General features: G+C 41.7%; 10 protein-coding genes. 6 read left to right on the top strand and 4 right to left on the bottom strand.

All coding sequences use genetic code 11. From position 1 onward, the window contains the following. Positions 1-13: 13 nt before the first annotated feature. Positions 14-1171: a 5-(carboxyamino)imidazole ribonucleotide synthase gene (locus QHT84_RS11470; protein ID WP_283239711.1), complete on the bottom strand. Its 1158-nt coding sequence runs from the start codon at positions 1169-1171 to the stop codon at positions 14-16. A 46-nt stretch (positions 1172-1217) separates the two neighbouring features. Then, on the bottom strand, positions 1218-1751 hold the full coding sequence (locus QHT84_RS11475) for a hypothetical protein (RefSeq protein ID WP_283239712.1): 534 nt from the start codon (positions 1749-1751) through the stop codon (positions 1218-1220). Between the two features lie 96 nt (positions 1752-1847). Between QHT84_RS11475 and hpt the strand changes: the two genes are divergently transcribed. The 5 genes from hpt (at position 1848) to QHT84_RS11500 (ending at position 7912) form a co-directional block, all read left to right on the top strand. Continuing rightward, the gene (gene hpt, locus QHT84_RS11480) at positions 1848-2378 is read left to right on the top strand and encodes a hypoxanthine phosphoribosyltransferase (RefSeq protein WP_283239713.1); all 531 of its coding nucleotides are present in this window, start codon (positions 1848-1850) and stop codon (positions 2376-2378) included. 123 nt (positions 2379-2501) lie between these two features. Beyond that, entirely contained in the window at positions 2502-3074 is a 573-nt protein-coding gene (locus QHT84_RS11485; protein ID WP_283239714.1) for an adenylate kinase, read from the top strand. A gap of 144 nt (positions 3075-3218) precedes the next feature. Further along, on the top strand, positions 3219-4442 hold the full coding sequence (locus QHT84_RS11490; RefSeq protein WP_407649245.1) for a hemolysin family protein: 1224 nt from the start codon (positions 3219-3221) through the stop codon (positions 4440-4442). A 68-nt stretch (positions 4443-4510) separates the two neighbouring features. Continuing rightward, on the top strand, positions 4511-5545 hold the full coding sequence (gene obgE, locus QHT84_RS11495) for a GTPase ObgE (protein ID WP_283239716.1): 1035 nt from the start codon (positions 4511-4513) through the stop codon (positions 5543-5545). A 216-nt stretch (positions 5546-5761) separates the two neighbouring features. Then, positions 5762-7912: a S46 family peptidase gene (locus QHT84_RS11500; RefSeq protein WP_283239717.1), complete on the top strand. Its 2151-nt coding sequence runs from the start codon at positions 5762-5764 to the stop codon at positions 7910-7912. Positions 7913-7983: 71 nt separating this feature from the next. Here the strand turns inward: QHT84_RS11500 and QHT84_RS11505 are convergent, their stop codons facing one another. After that, positions 7984-13932 carry a GEVED domain-containing protein gene (locus QHT84_RS11505; RefSeq protein ID WP_283239718.1) on the bottom strand — a complete coding sequence of 1983 codons (5949 nt, stop codon included), beginning with the start codon at positions 13930-13932 and terminating at the stop codon, positions 7984-7986. Between the two features lie 262 nt (positions 13933-14194). Next, on the bottom strand, positions 14195-19228 hold the full coding sequence (locus tag QHT84_RS11510) for a T9SS type A sorting domain-containing protein (protein WP_283239719.1): 5034 nt from the start codon (positions 19226-19228) through the stop codon (positions 14195-14197). Between the two features lie 366 nt (positions 19229-19594). Here QHT84_RS11510 and QHT84_RS11515 point away from each other — a divergent pair, with 366 nt between their 5' ends. Further along, positions 19595-20296, top strand: coding sequence for a tetratricopeptide repeat protein (locus QHT84_RS11515; RefSeq protein ID WP_283239720.1), 702 nt, complete (start codon positions 19595-19597; stop codon positions 20294-20296).

Here is a 20296-nt window from a genome sequence, read left to right on the forward strand (position 1 = left end):
GACTGAACACTGATCACTGAACACTGATCACTCTAATACTATTTTTCACTTCTTCCGCAATCTTTCTGGCTTCAATCATATTTTCATTGACGATAGTCACATGTCCCATCTTTCGGAAGGGTCGCGTTTCGCGTTTGCCGTAAATGTGAGGTGTAACACCGTCAATTGCCAAGATTTTTTCGATGTTTTGGTAAACCACCGGTCCGGAATACCCTTCTTCGCCAACCAAATTTACCATAATTCCGGCGACTTTACTCACCGTGCTTCCCAAAGGCAAATTTAAAATCGCGCGCAAATGATTTTCGAACTGCGAGGTGTAACTGGCTTCTATGCTGTAATGACCGGAGTTGTGTGGTCTGGGTGCGACTTCGTTTACCAGAATTTCATCATCTTCGGTTTGGAACATTTCTACGGCTAACAGACCCACATGGTTGAAGGCTTGCGACACTTGTAAGGCGATATCAGTAGCTTTTTGGGCTACTTTCTCATCAATACGTGCCGGACAAATGACGTATTCCACTTGGTTGGCTTCGGGGTGGAATTCCATTTCCACCACCGGATACGTTTTGATTTCACCGGAAACCGATCGCGCCACAATCACTGCCAATTCATTTTTGAAAGGAACCATTTGCTCTGCGATGCATTCTGCTTCCGGTAGATTGTGTAAATCTATGGCCGAGCGTACTATTTTTACTCCGTTACCGTCGTAGCCAAATTGGGCCGCTTTCCAAACAAACGGCATCTCGACTGTGCTCGATGTGACGGCATCTTTTAATGCCTTTAAGTCTACAAATCGTTGATGCGGTGAAGTGGGAATATTATTGGCCACGTAAAAATCCTTCTGTTTGCCTTTATTTTGAATAAGGCGCAGCGTTTTGGACGATGGAAAAACCGGTAAGCCTTCCGATTCCAATTGGTCTAACGCATCCAAATTGACATTTTCGATTTCAATGGTCAATAAGTCGACCCGTTTGCCAAATTGGTATACCGTGTCAAAATCCATGAGACTTCCCACATAAAATTGGGTTGCACCGAATTGTGATGGTGCTTCTTTACTCGAATCGAGAATGTAGGTTTGAATGTCAAATTTTCGGGTTTCAGACAAAATCATTTTGCCTAATTGTCCGCCACCGAGGATACCGAGTTTAAAATCGGACGAGAAATAGTTCATGCTGTGTTGTTGTAGTTGTTGGCACAAAGATAAGTATTCCGTAAAACTATCGCAATCGTTTTAAAAGGTCTTTCACAGCCGAGCGATAACCGGGTGTTTGATTCACAAATTCCCGAGATACTATATGCTTCAATTCTTCGTGTATCCAAGGCTGTTTTTTTCCGAAATAATACAGCGCTCTCATGCTGTAGGCGGCGTTCGCGGCTTTATCGGTTTGAATAAGCCAATCCAAGCAGGCTTCAACGATTTGTTCTTCTTGGGTTTCGGTTAGGGTTAAGGTTTTGTTTTGAGCCAAAAACAAGCAAATTTTCGACAATGAACGGATGGCGGAATCCGAGGTAACATTCGACAAGGTATGGCAAAAATCATCCAAAAAAGGCCTGATTAGCTCGAGACGTTCTTCCCATACCAACTCTAAAATCCAACAGGCTTTGTGGTGGTTTTTGTCTTGGGTGTTCAATCCTATTTCCACCAAGTCTTTCAAATACTCGGGATGACTCAAAACAAAATCTTTATGGTCATCGCGACTTTTTCGATGAGCAGTGCTGTTGGCAATCGAATGGTAATAGGCGGTATTCATTTCGTAAATATATCTAATTTGCAAAAAAGTACTAATACTTAGTCCTTAATACTTAATACTTCTTTAAATTTGCAGCTTATTTAAATTCCGAAAATCATGATACACCTTCACGACAAAACTTTTGAACCCTTTATTTCTTCGGAAGAAATTGATTTTGCTATTGCTAACATGGCCAAGCAAATGGATGATGATTTTTTTGATGAAGTACCTGTTTTTATCGGAGTTTTAAACGGCTCTTTTATGGTGTTGAGCGACTTAATGAAAAAATACCGCGGCATGTGTGAAGTGAGTTTCGTTAAAATGGCGTCTTACGAAGGAACGCAAACCACCAATGAAGTAAAAGAACTTATCGGCTTAAATCACAATCTGGAAGGAAGAACCGTGGTGATTGTAGAAGATATTATCGATACCGGAAACACCATCGAAGTACTCAAAACCATGCTCAAAGAAAAGAAGGTAAAGCACTTAAAAATTGCTACCCTGTTTTTCAAACCCGAAGCGTATAAAAAGGAAATTAAAATCGACTATGTCGGCATCCGAATTCCCGACAAATTTATCGTAGGTTATGGTTTGGACTACGACGGTTTGGGAAGAAACTTGCCGGATATTTACCAATTAGCACAATAATTTTGTTGTAGGTTCTAGGTTAAAATTTGGTACACGACCCCCTAACTATGATTTAATCAACAACTCACAACTCACAACACAATAACTTATAACATACAACTTACAACATATAACTTTTACAAAATGATTAATATCGTTCTTTTCGGAAAACCGGGTGCCGGAAAAGGTACTCAAGCTGAATTTTTAAAAGAAAAATACAACCTCACCCATTTGTCTACCGGAGATATTTTCCGATTCAATATTAAAAACAATACCGAATTAGGATTGTTGGCCAAAACCTACATGGACAAAGGCGATCTGGTACCCGATGAAGTAACAATACAAATGTTGCAAAGCGAAGTCGACAAAAACCCGCAATCGGCCGGTTTTTTATTTGACGGTTTTCCCAGAACGATTGCCCAAGCCGAGGCTTTAGACGCTTTTTTGGCTACCAAAAATCAAGAAATTACCGCCACGGTGGCTTTAGAGGCCGATGATAATATCTTGGTGGCTCGTTTGTTGGAACGAGGGAAAACTTCGGGCAGACCCGACGATCAGGACGAAGAAAAAATCCGCAACCGCTATCAGGAATACAATGAAAAAACAGCGCCTTTGATGGATTTTTACAAAGCACAAGGTAAATTTCACGCCGTAAACGGTATCGGAACGATTGAGGAAGTAACGGCAAGATTAACGAACGTATTTGACACTTTATAAGTTTCGAGTTGCGTGTTTGCTACGCCAATTCGCTTTGCTCGGGTCGAGTTGAACCCGCAACCTTACAAAACCAAAACTCGCAGCCAATAACAAATGGAACTACTGATTATTCTTTTTTTAATTCTGCTCAACGGCGTTTTTTCGATGTCGGAAATCGCATTGATTTCGGCGCGCAAAAATCGTTTGGAAACGGCAGCCAAAAAAGGAAATACCAATGCCAAAGTTGCTTTAGAATTGGCTAATGCGCCGAATAAGTTTTTGTCTACAGTACAAATCGGGATTACTCTTATCGGGATTTTAACCGGTATTTATTCGGGAGACAAAATTACCGCCGATGTAAAGCTTTTTGTAGAAGGATATGCAGCGTTAAAACCGTATTCCGAAACATTGGCCGTGGGTATTGTAGTGGTGATTTTAACTTTTTTCTCTTTGGTCTTGGGCGAACTATTGCCCAAAAGAATCGGACTTAATTATCCCGAAGCCATCGCCAAAGCAGTGGCGGTTCCGATGAAAATGATTTCCATAGTAACCATGCCGTTCATTTGGCTGCTTACCGTATCAACCGAGTTTATTTTGGATGTCTTCAAAATCAAACCTACTGCTGATGGTAAAGTCACCGAGGAAGAAATCAAAGCGATCATCAAAGAAGGAACCGAAGGCGGAGAAGTACAGGAAATAGAGCAAGACATTGTAGAGCGCGTGTTTCATATCGGCGATCGCAAAGTGAATTCGCTCATGACACATCGTAAATCTATCGTGTATTTGTCTCTTGATGACACTATCGAAGAAATCAAGGCCAAAGTGTTAGACGAATTGCATTCGGTGTATCCGGTATGCCAGGAAAATTTAGACGATGTGGTCGGTATAGTGTTGCTCAAAGATTTATTCACCGCTTTTGAAAAAGGACCATTCGATTTGAAAAGCATTACTAAAGATCCGGTTTATCTTATCGAACATACTTCAGCCTATAAAGCCTTAGAGAATTTTAAAAAATCGAAAGTGCATTATGCTTTGGTGACCGATGAATACGGTGTTTTTCAAGGGATTATCACGTTGAACGATATTTTGGAAGCCTTGGTGGGCGATGCGGCCGATTTTTACGAAGACGAGTTTAAACTCATTGCTCGGGAAGACGGCACTTGGCTGGTAGACGGCCATTATTCGTTGCACGATTTCCTGACGTATTTCGATATGGATGAACTCATCAACGATTACGACGTCACCACAGTAAGCGGTTTAATTATGACCGAATTGGGAAATATTCCAACGACCGGTGAAAAACTTATCTGGAACAAGTTTGAAATAGAAGTCATCGATATGGATGGCGTTAAGATTGATAAAGTGCTGGTAAAAGCGATAAAAGAATAGTTAGCGGGTCAGTAGGCAGTAAACAGAATTACTGAACACGGGACACGGAATACTAAATACTAGAAATAATGACAGAAGGAAATTTCGTAGATTACGTAAAAATATATGTTTCTTCCGGAAAAGGAGGAAAAGGATCTACGCATTTACATCGCGAAAAATTTATTGAAAAAGGCGGCCCCGATGGGGGAGATGGTGGTCGAGGCGGTCACATTATTATCAAAGGGAATAAAGGACTGTGGACCTTATTTCACTTGAAATTTGCCCGTCATATCAAAGCCGGTCACGGTGGCGACGGTGGTAGCTCTCGCAGTACCGGTCACGACGGAGAAGATAAAATTATCGAAGTTCCGCTGGGAACCGTGGTGCGCGATAAAGAAACCGAAGAGATTTTATTCGAAATTACCGAACATGGTGAGGAACGCATCTTGTTACATGGTGGCAAAGGTGGTTTAGGAAACTGGCATTTTCGCTCGGCAACCAATCAAACGCCACGCTATGCACAACCCGGGATGCCGGCACAAGAACTCGATGTTATTTTAGAGCTCAAGGTTTTAGCCGATGTTGGTTTGGTAGGTTTTCCCAATGCCGGAAAATCAACCTTATTGTCAGTATTGACCTCCGCCAAACCCAAGATTGCCGATTATCCGTTTACAACTTTAAAGCCTAATTTAGGCATCGTGGCCTATCGTGATTTCCAATCGTTTGTAATTGCGGATATTCCGGGAATTATCGAAGGCGCCGCCGAGGGAAAAGGACTCGGACATTACTTTTTACGGCATATAGAGCGCAATTCAACCTTGTTGTTTTTAGTGCCGGCTGATGCCGATGACATCAAAAAAGAATACGAAATTTTGTTAGACGAATTGCGTCGGTACAATCCGGAAATGCTCGACAAAGATCGTTTGTTGGTGATTTCCAAAAGCGATATGCTGGATGATGAATTGAAAGCGGAGATGAAGCAACAGTTGGACAAAGATTTCAAAAACGTTCCTTATATGTTTATTTCATCAGTAGCCCAACAGGGCTTAACCGAATTGAAAGATAAATTGTGGCAGATGCTTAATGTAGATACTGCCGAACCCGAAAACAGTCACGGAATTTAATCGGTTTACGAAAATAAGTTCAGCCATCCTCAGGGTGGCTTTTTCATTTCTAAAAATAAAGTTAAAATTCACTAAAACGATGTAGTTTTATGCAAAGATTCGAATCTCAATTCAAAAAAAAAGTATCTTCGCAAACGTTTATAGAATATTTGATGTAACAAATAAATTTTCAGATAGACTATTAACATTGAAACCAGTAACACTTATAAAATTACAATGAAGAAAATTATTTTATCGTTGATTGCCGCTATTATGCTTGTGCCAACAAGTGTTAAAGCCGACGAAGGAATGTGGTTTTTGATGTTTATCGAAAGATTGAACCACAGAGACATGCAAAAAATGGGCTTGCAATTGACAGCCGAAGAGATTTACAGTATCAACAACCACAGCTTAAAAGATGCTATCGTTCAGTTTAACGGCGGTTGTACTGCAGAAATTATTTCTAAAGACGGTTTGGTATTAACCAATCATCACTGTGGTTATGATGCCATTGCCGAATTGTCAACTGCTGAGAAAAATTTGTTGAAAGACGGTTTTTGGGCTGAAAACAGAAAAGCAGAAATTAAACCTTCAAGTTTATTTGTGCGTTTCTTTGTGCGTATGGACGATTGTACTAAAAGAATTTTGGCTAAAGTAAATGCTTCAATGACTGAAGCCGAGCGTGAAAAAGCCATCAATCAAGAAATTGCCGCTATCGAAAAAGAAAACAACGGAGGCGGAAAATACACCGTTTCGGTGCGTTCGTTCTTCCAAGGTAATGAGTTCTACTATTTCGTATACCAAGATTACAAAGACGTACGTTTGGTAGGAACGCCACCGGAAAGTTTAGGAAAATTTGGAGGTGATACCGATAACTGGGAATGGCCGCGTCATACTGCCGATTTCTCTATGTTCCGAGTTTATGCCGATAAGGATGGAAATCCGGCTGAGTATTCTGAAAACAATGTGCCGTTACAACCGAAACACTATTTGCCGGTTAACATCAGCGGTGTAAAAGAAAATGATTTCGCCATGATTTTGGGTTACCCGGGCAGAACCAACCGTTGGATGCCTGCCGGAGGTATTGAGCAAAACGTTAAGTTTGCTTATCCTGCATGGGTTGAAGGTGCTAAAACCGGTATGGATAACATGAAAAAATACATGGATCAAAGCGACGCTTTGAACTTGGTGTATGCGTCTAAATATGCTTCTACAGCTAACTATTGGAAAAACCGTCAAGGGATGATTGATGCATTAACCAAATTCGGTACCGCTAAAACCAAAGCAGCACAAGAAGCAAAATTCAATACTTGGGCCAACAAGCCGGCCAACAAAGCCAAGTACGGGAATGTAATGACCAACATCAATAAATTTTATGCGTTAACTAACGAAAAGTCAAGACACGATAACTACATGCAACAATTGTTCAGAACCACCTCTTTCGGAACCATCGGAAGAACGTTGGGAAGGCAGTTAGATGCTTACGTGAAAGCCGATGCCGCCAAACGTGTTCAATTGGCTCCGGCTATTGAAGAAATGGCAGTTGAAATGTATAAAGAATTACACATTCCGGCTGAAAGAGACTTATTGGCGGCTCAATTGAAATTGTATGCCAGCAAATCAACCGGATACGCTATTGCTCCGGCCGTAAAAAAGATTGCAGACGACAATAACGGTGACTTCACCAAATATGTAAATGCTGCATTCGATTTGAGTATTTTCACGTCTTTAGACCGAATCAAAGCGTTTTTGGCCGTGCCAAGTCAAGGGATGTTAGATAACGATCCGTTGTATGTGTTGTCGAATGACATGGTTACGCATTTTAATTCAAAATCAGACGAAATTGCCAAAGCGCAAAACGATTTCAGTGCTTCTTTCCGTTTGTTAGTAGAAGGTTTGAGAGAATCTAAAATCGGTACGATTAAATATCCGGATGCGAATTCTACTTTGCGTTTAACATACGGTAAAGTACGTTCATTGCCGGCTGACAAACGCAACGATGCCAAAATCAACAACTATACTACACTTGACGGTCAAGTAAAAAAATACAAAAAAGGAGACCAAGAGTTTGATTTGCCGGTTAAAGTTCTTGAAATGAACAAGAAAAGAGACTACGGAAGATACGCCGATAAAGACGGAAGTCTTCACGTAAATTTCTTGACCGATAATGATATTACGGGTGGTAACTCGGGTTCACCGGTATTGAACGGTAAAGGAGAATTAATTGGTTTGGCTTTCGACGGTAACATCGAAGCAATGGCCGGAGATGTTATTTTTGACAGCAAATTGCAAAGAACAATCAATGTAGATATTCGTTATGTATTGTGGGTGATTGAGAATTTCTCGGGTGCCAAACACATTGTTGACGAAATGACTTTGGTGAAGTAATTACATTCACATAGAAAAGAAAAGCCGACTGCAACAGTCGGCTTTTTTTGTTGGGTTAAATCAAATTTGATTTAATGCATCAATTTCTTTTTAACCGTTATTCCGTTTTCCAAAGTAATTTCGGCTATGTATATTCCGTTAGGATAATTAAAATGGTCTGAAAGTTGTTGGGTTGCAGAAGTTGGGAGATAGCGGTTTATCAGTTTTCCGGATATATCATAAAGACGAACAGTTTGGATGTTTTCACTCGATTCAATCTTGATGATATTGTTGGAAATCGAAGCAAAAGTATGAATCGCTGTTGGATCATCAATGCCCAGCGCATTGGTGACATAAACCAATTCAAATCGGTTGTCAAAAGTTCCGGCAGCAGTAGTAAAAGTATACGGACTTTCTTTTAAGTTGTGGTCAATAGTCAGGAATTTATCTCTCAAATAAATACTTTGATTCCCCGAGAACAATCCGTCTACTGCATCAATGGCAACAGTATAAGTTCCGGCATAAGTGATTCGAATTCCCAGAGGAACAATGTCGTTTTCATCAAACGGTACTGCTCTTCCTTGAATGACTAATGATTTGTTGTTTAAAATAGAGTATAAGTTGACTTCATTATTGGTAAAACTGTATCCGTCGTACAATCGGTCAAACGAATTTGTTGCGCCCTCTTTGTAATTCACCATCATTTGTCTGAAAGTAGAATCGTTATAAAGATTCAGCCAAATTCTGTTGTCTTCAGGAATACTGCTGTTATTGGAAATTCTGAAAAACTGATTGTTAAAATCCGGAACACGCATGCTGTTGTTAAAGAGGATATTTCCGTCAGCAAAAACTTGGGCAAAAAATCCTTGCCCCGCGGCAATTTTACCGTTGGGTTTTAAACCGGTATTGGAAGGATCTGTAGATGGTGCGGTTCCTACTCCGCCGGATAAGTTCCAACTAGCATAATCTAAAACGTTATAGGGTCCGGTTCCGGAATATAGCGTTACATTAGTCCAAAAGAATAAGGTTCCGCCCAATTCCGTATTGCTTGCATGGGTTAAAAATGATGCCGCGTTGATAGCACTTGGATAGGGGTTTGCTAGTAGTACAGTATTACCTGCAACCATTGAGCTCGAATCAAAACTGTCAACAGGTACATTAACCACACCGTTACCCGGTGTTCCGATAAAAGGAAAGTCAACGGTTCCTGTGCCGGTGCTGAATGGAGCGATATTGCTCACTCTGGTGATAAAACCTTGTCCTTGCGAAGTAGAGGCCAAACTCAACCAACTTCCGGCTGAAGTGCCCGACTGCCATCTGTATTTTAAATCAAACTGACTTGGAATTTGACTAAAAACATTCTCCGCTACCGGAGAACCCCAATAAACGTAAGCCCATCGGGTTATAGGTCGTGTAGTTCGGGTCATTTTAATACTTCCCGAATTAATGGCAGCATCATTGATTTGTATCAAATTAGCACTGTTCTTAATGTCTAATAGACCTCCCGTTCTAATGGTAACTTCATCGGTTATAGTAATATTATTATCCGTGTTTACAGTTAAAGCACCTCCTGTTTTGATGGTGATATTTTTTCCGTAAGCATCATAACTGGTTCCCGAAATGACAGGGTCAATGGGCGTGTCCGGAATGATAATACAGCTGCTGGATGTAGGTTTCCCCAGTGGTTTCCAGTTCTCATCATCATCCCACAAATCGTCCGTTCCATTCCAAATTTTAGAATTGTTGACTACTGTAATCACTTGACTTGTAGTGCAGCCATTAGCCAAAGTTGCATTGGCAGTAAAGGTATACATGCTGTTTTCCAATTGTGTAAAGGTTGGTTTAACATAAACATTTACGGCCGGTGTTCCCGAAACATAGGCAATGGTACAAGCCGCATCCGTAAAGGCCGCAACCGGCGTGGAGCTGGTCCAGCTTAAAGCCGTTCCAATTGGGCGATAGCCGTATAGTTTGATGTCGTCTACGGCCAAACCATCACACCATTCACCATAATACCGTACTCTGACTTTTAAATTAGTCTGATTAATGTAGCCCGATAAATCGAATGAAACTGTTTCAAATCGTGTTCCGATTCCAACGTCTTCTGTATACCTTTTTATTTCGGTCCAATTGGTACCGCCATTTGTGGAAACATCTATCGTGACGTAATCGTATGTTAAATACTGACCGTCTTCGTAATAACGCGAATAAAATAATCGCATCGACAAGGTCAGATTAACAAAGCTACTCGAACTCACTGTGGCGGAAGCCATTTGATTGTGAATTGTCACACCGCCAACATCAGAAGTGGTAAAAGCAAAGCCATTTCCGTTAACACCACTCGATATGGCCGGGAACCAAACATTATAATTGGTTACAGGTGTCGGTACGAACGTACTTGTTTTGTTTTGCCATTGTGAATTGGTATTCTCTGTTGTAGAGAGGATGTTGGTATTCGTAAAAGTACCCAATCCACTGCTAAACTTCTCGTCAATCAAATACACTTCTTCCATATCACCGGTAGCTGTAAGGTTGAGGACGAAATCTTCGCCGCATACGGTTGGATTCGTTGGAGAATAGGTTAGCGAAGGTATCGGACTGATAACAGCACTAACGGCAGTTCTGGTTAAAGATTCACAGCCATTGTAAACCGTAACATAATAAGTTGTGGTTGAGTTGATGGAAGGCGTTGTCCAACTTCCTGTTGCTGAAGTTCCGACTAAAGTAGAACCGGTAGGAGTTGAGTACCATCGGTACTGAGTTACTCCTGCCGAAGTACTGGAAGCCCCTAACACAACAGTTCCACTGCCACAAGTCCTTCCATCGGTAACAGTTGAAACTATAGCGCTGCAACTGGCAACAACAGTAAACAAATAATCTTCTGTTTCTCCCGGATAATTGATATTGCCGCAAGAAGTAAAATTGTCAGTCGAATTCGCGTCATAAGGAAACGTAAAATCGCGGCTGTTCAATCGAATTCGAATTCGGTAGTTTCCGACAGGCGTCGAAGCCGGAATGATAAATCCAAAAGTAGTTGAATAAGTGGAAATTCCGCCGGTACTGTACACTTGTTCTCCGGTATCGGTAAAATCTCCGTCTTTGTTCCAATCAACCCAAGCTTTCATAAAAGAGGAATTCAAAGCCTGAACGGAGATGTTAATTCCTTCTCCTTGAGCTTGTCGAGCCAAATTGGTCAGGTTGGTAAAGTCTTGATAGCCTAACGGGCTGGAAGAATAAGTCGAATAATTCGAAACGTCATTTAAAGTACCCACAAAACTCACTTCAGAAAAGTATCCTAGGCTCTGTTGCCCACTGCTTACAGAAGGTGTGCAATAGTTGGAGGTTATCGTGGCTATTGAACCGTTCAACGGGCTTGTGGTGTTGTAAGTTGGTCCGCCGGAACAGGCAGAATTGTAGGCAAATACAAATAGATAGTATGTGGTTGTGGTTGATAAGCCGGAGGCCACAAAAGTAACGTTAGAATCGTTATCCACTACCGTATTTCCGGCACCAACCGTTCCTCCAATGGCGTAATTGGTTCCGTTTATCGGTGATGGCACTGCACCTGTGGTGTTGATAACTACTAAATAATTATCGGGAGCCGGACTCGGTGCCGTAAAGCTTCCGGCAATGGTTGTTCCTGTTGAATTCAAAATCAAAGCCGTTGGTTGTGCCGTTGGCACCACACAAACTATAGGATCGGCAATGGTAATGGTATAATCTTCGGTTTCTCCGTAAGTACCACTCATGGTGCAACTTGATGATGAAGTTATGTTGGTTTGTCTTCCGTATCGGACTCTCATTCGGGTGGTTCCCAATGTGGCACCGACAGGAACAAGAACCGCAATGGTATTGGTAGAATTGGCAATAACACCATTTCCGAACGTGAAATATTCTGTGGCATCAAAAACCTGATTCTGATTAAAATCAATCCAAGCCGCTAATCCGTGTTTTTTATTTCCGATACCGGTGCCTACACTCAAGTTGTAGGTGTTGCCACGGGTAACGGTTGTAGTTTGTGAGCCTGTAGGGGCGAAGTTAGTATAACCGGTAGCCGCACAAGTAGTGCTGTTGTTTAGTGTGTTAAGAGTTACGTTGGCGATATAATCTCCGTTGGTTGTACAATTCAAATTTCCGGTCGGAACACAATAATTAGTGGCTAAGGTAGTGGTGTTTCCACTGAGTGGGGAAGCGGTTAAATACAAAGGACCGCCGGTACAAGAGCCGTTAAAAGAAAAAACAAAGAAATAGTACTGAGTGCTTATGGTAAGCCCTGTTGCTGTAAACGAATTGTTGCCATCAATATCTACTACTGTGTTTCCGGCTCCAATAGTTCCGCCGACTGTATACGTGGTTCCGTTTACCGGAGTAGGGGTGGCTCCTGTGGTATTCACCACGACCAAATAATAGTTGGGAGCAGGCGAGGCGGCTGTAAAAGTACCTAAAACAGTTGTTCCTCCTGCTGTGAGTATCAAAGAAGTCGGTTGTGCTGTAGGAGTTGCACAAGGCAAAATTTGTTGTACGTTGACTTTATAATCCTGAACATCAGTCAAACTATTGGTATTACACGGAGCGGCAGCTCCTTCGGCATTGAAAGCCAATTCAACCCTCAATCGAGAAGCATCGACTACTGCTGTTCCGGGAACGGAAAAAGTATTGCTCAACGTTACGCTTTGGGCCGAAGCTACTGTCGATGTTGTTGATAAGACAGTTTCTGTGGCAACATCAAAAACACCGTTTAAATTCCAATCAATCCATGCTGAAATATTCTTCTGTGAAGTAGTTTGATTCCAAATAGTAACACTAATAGTGTAAGTGTTCGATTGTATTACGTTGGTAGAAACAGTCGGGTAATAATTTACATAGCCATTCCATGCCGAACTGTTCTGGTTAATTGTATTGAGGGTAACATTTGAAATGTAAGATGTGGCCGCTGTGTTTCCTCCTGCGGCACAATAACTCAAACAGCTTGAGCCGTATGCGGTCGTAATGACAACATCGTCAAAGGAAGAGCCGCAATACCCGTTAGAAATTGTCCATCGCAAAGTAGCCGAAGTGCCTAACGCCAAACCTGTTACGGTTGAAGTCGGCGAGTTTGGTGAAGTAATTGTTGCTGTTCCCGATATTACGGTCCAAGTGCCTGTGCCGTTTGCCGGGGTATTTCCCGTTAAGGTGGTTGAAGTGACACAAGCTGTTAAGGTTTGGTCTGCTCCCGCTAAAGCTGTTGTCAAAGTGGGACAAGTAAAAGTGATCACAATAGCCCCTGATTGTCCTGAGCCTCCTGCATTACCTTTGTGTCCGGCTCCTCCGCCACCGCCACCATAGTTTCCGGTAGCATTTCCACCGGCAGTGTTATTTCCGCCGGTGCCACCGGCGCCACCGTAACTGGCTACAGCAGCCCCTCCATTACCCGGTATCGCAGTTGTAGTGGCATTTCCACCGTTATTTCCCGCTCCGCTTGAACCGGCAGCACTACCACCGCCTCCTCCCGAACCCGAACCTCCGGCACTACCACTTCCTAATCCGCTTCCTCCATTACCTCCGGCAAAAACAGCTCCTGCATCACCCAAGCTTGCGGCTACAGTTCCTCCGGTTCCTCCGGTAATTGTCCCGGTACCGCTGGCAGTACCCACAGAGCCTCCGGCTGCTGTTACGGTTACACCGTTTATGGTTACAGAAGTAGTACCACCGGCAGTATTTGCGGCACCGCCTGCTCCTATCGAGGTTGCTGAAATGGTATAAATGGTTCCGGGTACTACGGTGATTGCATTTCTTCTGGCGTAGGCACCGCCACCGCCACCGCCACCAACGTGTCCGTTTGTATTTGCAGAGGATCTTCCTCCGGCACCGCCACCTATAGCCTCAACTTTTATGGATGTTACCCCTTGCGGGCAAGTCCAAGTTTGTGCGCTCCCTGTATAAGTATAAACAGTAGTGGTTTGTGCTGTTGTGGTGTTAATAGTCGCTAACAATACATAAGAAATGATTAGTATTGTTTTGGTGAAAGAACTATTGTTTTGGGTTAAGTAATTGTTTTTCATAAGCCTTCTCAAATTTCAATTCACAATTATTAAATATCTATCAAAATTAAATAATTATTGAATAGATAATCAATATATAGTTAAATTGTTGAAAACTTATTGCGTATATTTTTTGTTTTATAAATTATTATTAATATTAATATAAATCTTCTTTTTTTTACTAAAAAAGCAAAATAAAGTTACATTTTAGTTATAAAACTCAAAAAAGTATCGTTGAAAAGCAGTTGGCTCTCCTTTGAAGTTTACGATAATTAGTTGGTTTTTAATTTTTTACAATTTTTTGACTGAAAGTTTTACTGGAATCCGTGGTAACTTTAACCACATAAGCTCCCTCAGCCATGTTTTCAACTGGGATTTTAATATATTCTTGATTCGAACTGTTGACACTATAGGTATTTATTTTTTGGCCCAACAAGTTGAATAACGAAACCGATAGTATCGTATATGTCTCGCTTTTATTTTTTATATTCAGACTACTGTCGGTGTTTGTAAAGAAAATAATTGGAGTGTTTTCTGCAGCAGTATTCAGACCGAGTGATTGTGTCGAAAAGCGTACCGAAAAGCGGTCGTTGTACTCCCCAACAGGAAGTGAAATTTCAAAATTAGTAGTTCGGATATCGTGATAAATTCCGGTTTGATTGTCGTAGATATAAATATTAGTCGATTCAGCTACATTTTCCAATGTTTCAATCTTAATGGTACTCAAACCTTCCGAAGCCGTTTTGATTCCTAAAGGCAGAATTTGATCGTCATTAAAATCAGGTACCGCCTGAATAGTCATTTTAATATCACTATTGTTCCAATACAAATCTTCATCATTCAGATCAATAATGGGCGCATCATAACCAATATCGAATAAATCGGTAGTGTTTTCATCGGCGCCAACTAAAATTTGTCTGAATTTTTGAGACGGCGATTGGTATTGCAATCTTATTTTTTGACGTAAATCTTCTTCGATTTCTTCGGTTTGAACCGCTTCACCATTTCTGAAAAATATAGATTGAGTACTCGATTTTGCCTTGAAGGCTCTTTGACTGTTTTTAAAAGAAATGGTTCCGCCGGTAACCGGTGTACTTAGGTTAGGGTTATTAGACATCATTGCACTGTTCGAACCGGTACCGATGAAGAAGCCCTGACCTACAGGGATATATTTTTTTGGGGCTCTGGTGCCCTGTGCTCCATTAGCATTAATTAAAGGATCGTTTGAAATGGCCACTACTCCGCCCATCAAAGTAAAAGTAGAGTAACCGCCAATATATTGATTCAAGACATGCGATTGTCCGCCAAAATGATCCCAAAAATACAATGAGCCGTTAAAGATATTGCTTGCCGCTCTACCCGGACCGTCTTTAATGTTGTCTTTGATGAACTCTTCTGCGTCCAAAGCAGAAGGATACGGATTACCGACCAAGTAACTTTGGTTTAAGGCGATATTGAGATTGATGTTTCCATTGTTTGGTTTACCGGCAAATACATAGTTTTGACCCACATTAAAAGGAGGGGTGCCGGTTGGTCCTTTCATGGTAAATCCTTCTCCGGGATTGATGGTTCCTGTAGTGCCTACATACTGCCAGCCGGCATATGAAGTATCAATACTGGTGTATTTATACATCCAACTGGTACTTATTTTTATAGGGAAAGTCAATGCACCGTCAGCAAAATAAACGCCGTTTCCGAAATTAATCGTACTTGGGTTAAATGGATTGGCAGCCGAATCAGTTCCGTCTTTTAAAACAGAGCCTATCGTATAATTGGTTCCGCTTGTAGTTACCGGTGAAGACCAATAGTTGTAATGGAAGCTGCTTTTGTGTCCTTGTTGATCGATTAATATTTTACCGGTTCCTGATGACGGATTGGCTGCCGTTCCGCTTTGAACCAACTGGGCTTCTCCGGTAAAGCGTAAGTCACCGCTCAACAGCAATACGTTATTGCTTACAGTTAATTGAAAATTATCAACGACACTAACACCTTTAGCACCGTTGGAAGTATTCAATGTTAAATTATAGAACGTTTCATTGGTTTTAATACCCACATTAATATTTTGAATTTGATTGGTCGTCGCACCGTTGAAGGTTACAGTTCCGATGCCAGTCACAAAAGTGCCGCTGTTTTTCCAATCTCTGCTGACATACAAATCAGAATTAGATGCGGCCGACATGGTCAAGCTAGCCGAGTTGGCAATAATAACATCACGCGCTCTGGCTATGTTACTGTATAAAGCAGCAAAGCTCGAGGTTGAGGGATCAATAACCGGCATTCTCACAGCACCGGCGGGGATTTGAGCATCAATCGTGGCCGACGGCATTCCTCCGGCCCAATTTTTACAATCAAACCAATCCGTGCTCACTAAACCTGTCCACAAGCCCGGAGTGCCGTTTAATACGGTTACCGTAGCTGAGCCGCTGATGTCCGAGGCTATTGCTGTACAACGCGCATCACTTAGGGCAGTAATCGTGAAGGTTCGGTTAGCGGTAATGCCGTTTACATTAAAGATATATGGATTGGTTGTGATGTTGTTAACGGTAGTAGTGGTAGCACCGTTGCTGTAAGTGATACTCCATGGAGCTGTTCCGGTTAATGCCACACTGAATGTAGCGGGATTTCCTAAACAAATCGTTTGGTCAGGACCAATATTAGCGGTCGGTCTCGGATTAACAGTTACTGTGATGTAGGTAGTTCCATCAGGACCATAACTGGTACAGCCATTCAAATAGGAAGTTACGGCATAGGTTGTGGTAACTGTAGGCGTTACCGATACAGATGAGGTATTACTGATGACCTGTCCGGTGATAGAGTCCACCCATTGTGTGGTCAAATTTGATGGTGTTTCGGGAATTAAAATGTTGTCGATTGCCCATGAACTGTTTACGGTTCCGTTGTATACAAATCGAACTCTCAAATTCGCTTGTCCAATATAATTGCTCAAATCAATGGTTTGATTCGGAAAAGCATTGTACGGACTTCTGGTACTCGGGCCGGTGTAGGAGGCTAATATGATGCTGTAAGTTGTTCCGCCATCTAAAGACAATTCAATGGAGACGGAAGCACCGGCTTGCAGGTTAAATGCATGATTGAAACTTAAAGTAGCGGAAGTTAATCCAAACGTATTGAATATAGGGGTTTGCATAACCGAATTGTAGTTTCCGTTAGCGATGGCAAATTTTCCAATCGAAGCATAATCGATACCCGAATACGTTCCGCCATTGGTAGCACTCAATCGGAACGGGCCCTCAGTGGTATTACTTCCTCCGGCATTCAAACAGTTACCGCATCCGTCAACCAACCAATTATCGGGATTGGCGTTACTAAACGTTCCGCCGTTAGCCAAATAAGAACTGGTGGCAAATCCGCTTTCAGAATATAGAACAGAAGAGCCTCCAATACAAATGGTTTGAGGAGTAGCTGTAACCGGAGAAGGTTTGATATTCGGAATCACATCAATCAACGCTATGTAAGAGTACGCCAAATTACAAGAAGCCCCGTTTTGAACTACGGCTCTGAAAAAGGTAGTTTGCGTAATGTTTGTATAATTTAAAGTGGTAGTGGTGTTGGCAATAGGTGTCCAAGTGGCCCCGCCGTTTGTGGTCGATTCCCAACGAATGATAGTTCCCGTATGACCACTTAAATACACGCTTCCTGAGCCAAAGTGACACACTGTTGTGGTTCTCACTACCGGTGTTACATTAGGTAACGAAATGGAGGCAGTTCCGCCTACACTTTGCTCATTAACGATTACGGCAGCATAATCGGAATTTAAATCGGTATCACAACCGTTGCTGATAACACAGTAATAATCGGAACCGGAATTAGCCGGTGTACTTAAATTGAATGTTAAGGTTGGAGTGGTTACTCCCGAAATGTTTCCTCCGTTTGCTAAAGCTGTGGCGCCTTTGAACCATTGATAAGACAAATTGTCTCCGGAAGCGGTAACCGAAAGCGAGACCAAACTGTTTTCACAAATGGTCTGACTGGCGGCAGGCTGTGAGCTAATCGACATGGGTTGCGGAACCGATACCGCTGTGGTTGTATTGGAACAAGTCGTTACATCGTCCGTAAAAGTAAATGTTACACTACCATAATCCATTCCGGTGGCCAAACCGGTATTGTCAATGGTCGCTTTGGTGATGTCGTTACTAATCCATGTACCTCCGTTACTTGGAGAGAGTTGTATAGTTCCTCCCACACATACACTGTTTGGTGCGGAAACGGCAGGAGCGGCATTAACAGTTACCGTGGTTGTAGCCGAATTTGAACAACCATTGCTGTCAGTGAAGGTGTAAGAGATAATGGTATTTCCGCCAATCAAACCGGTTACTTCTCCGGAAGTAGTAACGGTAGCAACAGCTGGTGAAGCAGAACTCCAACTTCCACCCAAGGTTGAATTGGAGAGTATAGTTGAAGCACCGGCACATACAGTCGTGTTTCCTGTAATGGCATCCACCACAGGAAGCGGATTTACTGTAAAATTAGTAGAAGAAGTTCCCGTTCCCTGGGGCGTGGTCAAAGAAATCGTTCCTGTGGTCGCCCCGACCGGTAAAGTAGCTGTTATTTGAGTAGAACTGTTTTGCACAAAAGTGGCAGCTGTTCCGTTAAAGTTAACAGCAGTAGCGCCTGCAATATAGTTTCCGGTAATTACTACAGCTGTATTGGAACCCACACAACCAGAAGACGGAGTAAATCCTATAACGGTATAATGTATAGTAATTCGGATATAGTCGATGGTAGCCGTTAGGCTGTTGTTTGCATTTACCGAAATCACAGCGCCAAAATTGGCCGCATTAATATCGGCAGGTGTCCAAGTAGTTCCCCAAGTATCAGTGGCAGAACCATAAGTGGCTACCGCAAAAGTAGTACCGTAAGCTGTAGCTGTGGCTTTGTTGTTTCCGGTTACTACACCGCCTTTTACCAAACTTACCAAATTGTCTTTTGTGATTCTTCCTCCGTTCGTGGCGCTGGTTCTGCGGTTTACCGTTACTACGATACCGTTAACAATAGCATTACCGGGTATTGAAAACCCATAGTTGCTTCCTTGTAAGTTGTCTGTGTTTCCGGCAGCTGCAAAAACAGCTGTGGCATAGTTAGTATCTGCGGTATTGGTGATGTTTCCGGGCGTATTCCAATCTACATTGGCACCGGCTATGAAGGTACCACTGGCAGGATTGTTGGGCCCTGCTGTTTGAGCCGACGAAGATTCACTTAGCAAAAGTAAAAGCGCAACAAGGAGTAGGATGTATTTTTTTGAAAAAAATAATTCTAATGTAGATTTATGTTTCGATAGTAAGTAGTTTTTTTTCATAGGGCGATGAATTTTAAACTCGTTAATACTGTATACAAAATTAAACTGCCTACTTCCTGACAGGTATATTTTTAGGTGTTCTACCTCAAAAATCGATGAAGTGCAGTTTTTTGCTTGTATTTTATGATTTTTTTATCATCACTAAGCATAAAAGCCTTAAAAACAGTATTTTATGATAAAAAAAAGGATGTAGTTCAACGATAGTTTTTTACCATTCATGGAGAAAAAGTGAATGCGAAGATTATAATTACTATCAATGCTATTCCTTTTTAGAACTTCATATGCCTGAAAATGGACTCATTTTTAAGTCGAAATAAATTCGATTAAATGTTTATATTTGTTTCTCGCTAAATTTGGCTGTTGTGTATGCAGAAACTGATTTTTCAAATACTAATGATTTGTCCCATACTTCTGTTTTCTCAGTCTGATTTTGAAATTGGGAAAAAGTTGTTTGTGCAAGGGAACTATGCCTCGGCTAAACCCATTTTGGAAAATGTTATCAAAGAAACCCCGAATCATTTGACCGCTTTAGAATATCTGGGTGATATTGAAGGGAATAACAAATCATGGGATAAGGCAATGGAGTACTACGGCAAGTTAATTGCGTTGAAACCCACAGAAGCAAATTATCATTACAAATACGGCGGATGTTTGGGGATGAAGGCCAAAGAGTCGAGTAAATTCAAAGCTTTAGGAATGATTGACGACGTCAAAGGGTGTTTTGAAAAAGCCATCCAACTCAACCCAAATCACATCGAAGCCCGATGGGCATTAATCGAATTGTATCTTCAATTACCGGGTATCGTTGGCGGAAGCGAAAAGAAAGCCCAGCGTTATGCCAACGAATTGGCAAAAATATCTCCGGTCGATTTTTATTTGGCCAAGGGACGTATCGCTGAATATTTTAACCGCTATAAAGAAGCCGAGCGAAATTATAAATTAGCGATTGAGATAGGAGGTTCTAAAACAACCTATCAAAAGTTGGCTAATTTGTACAAACACAAAATGAACCAACCTGAAAAAGCCAAATTACTGTTGGAAACCTATAAAGAAAAAACGAATCCATAA

This window comes from Flavobacterium sedimenticola (assembly GCF_030053345.1).
Taxonomy (GTDB): Bacteria; Bacteroidota; Bacteroidia; order Flavobacteriales; family Flavobacteriaceae; genus Flavobacterium; species Flavobacterium sedimenticola.

Excerpts from the sequence above, each read along its gene's own strand:
- QHT84_RS11470 (WP_283239711.1), bottom strand. The coding sequence starts at position 1,171 with ATGAACTATTTCTCGTCCGATTTTAAACTCGGTATCCTCGGTGGCGGA.
- QHT84_RS11475 (WP_283239712.1), bottom strand. The coding sequence starts at position 1,751 with ATGAATACCGCCTATTACCATTCGATTGCCAACAGCACTGCTCATCGA.
- hpt (WP_283239713.1), top strand. The coding sequence starts at position 1,848 with ATGATACACCTTCACGACAAAACTTTTGAACCCTTTATTTCTTCGGAA.
- QHT84_RS11485 (WP_283239714.1), top strand. The coding sequence starts at position 2,502 with ATGATTAATATCGTTCTTTTCGGAAAACCGGGTGCCGGAAAAGGTACT.
- QHT84_RS11490 (WP_407649245.1), top strand. The coding sequence starts at position 3,219 with ATGTCGGAAATCGCATTGATTTCGGCGCGCAAAAATCGTTTGGAAACG.
- obgE (WP_283239716.1), top strand. The coding sequence starts at position 4,511 with ATGACAGAAGGAAATTTCGTAGATTACGTAAAAATATATGTTTCTTCC.
- QHT84_RS11500 (WP_283239717.1), top strand. The coding sequence starts at position 5,762 with ATGAAGAAAATTATTTTATCGTTGATTGCCGCTATTATGCTTGTGCCA.
- QHT84_RS11505 (WP_283239718.1), bottom strand. The coding sequence starts at position 13,932 with ATGAAAAACAATTACTTAACCCAAAACAATAGTTCTTTCACCAAAACA.
- QHT84_RS11510 (WP_283239719.1), bottom strand. The coding sequence starts at position 19,228 with ATGAAAAAAAACTACTTACTATCGAAACATAAATCTACATTAGAATTA.
- QHT84_RS11515 (WP_283239720.1), top strand. The coding sequence starts at position 19,595 with ATGCAGAAACTGATTTTTCAAATACTAATGATTTGTCCCATACTTCTG.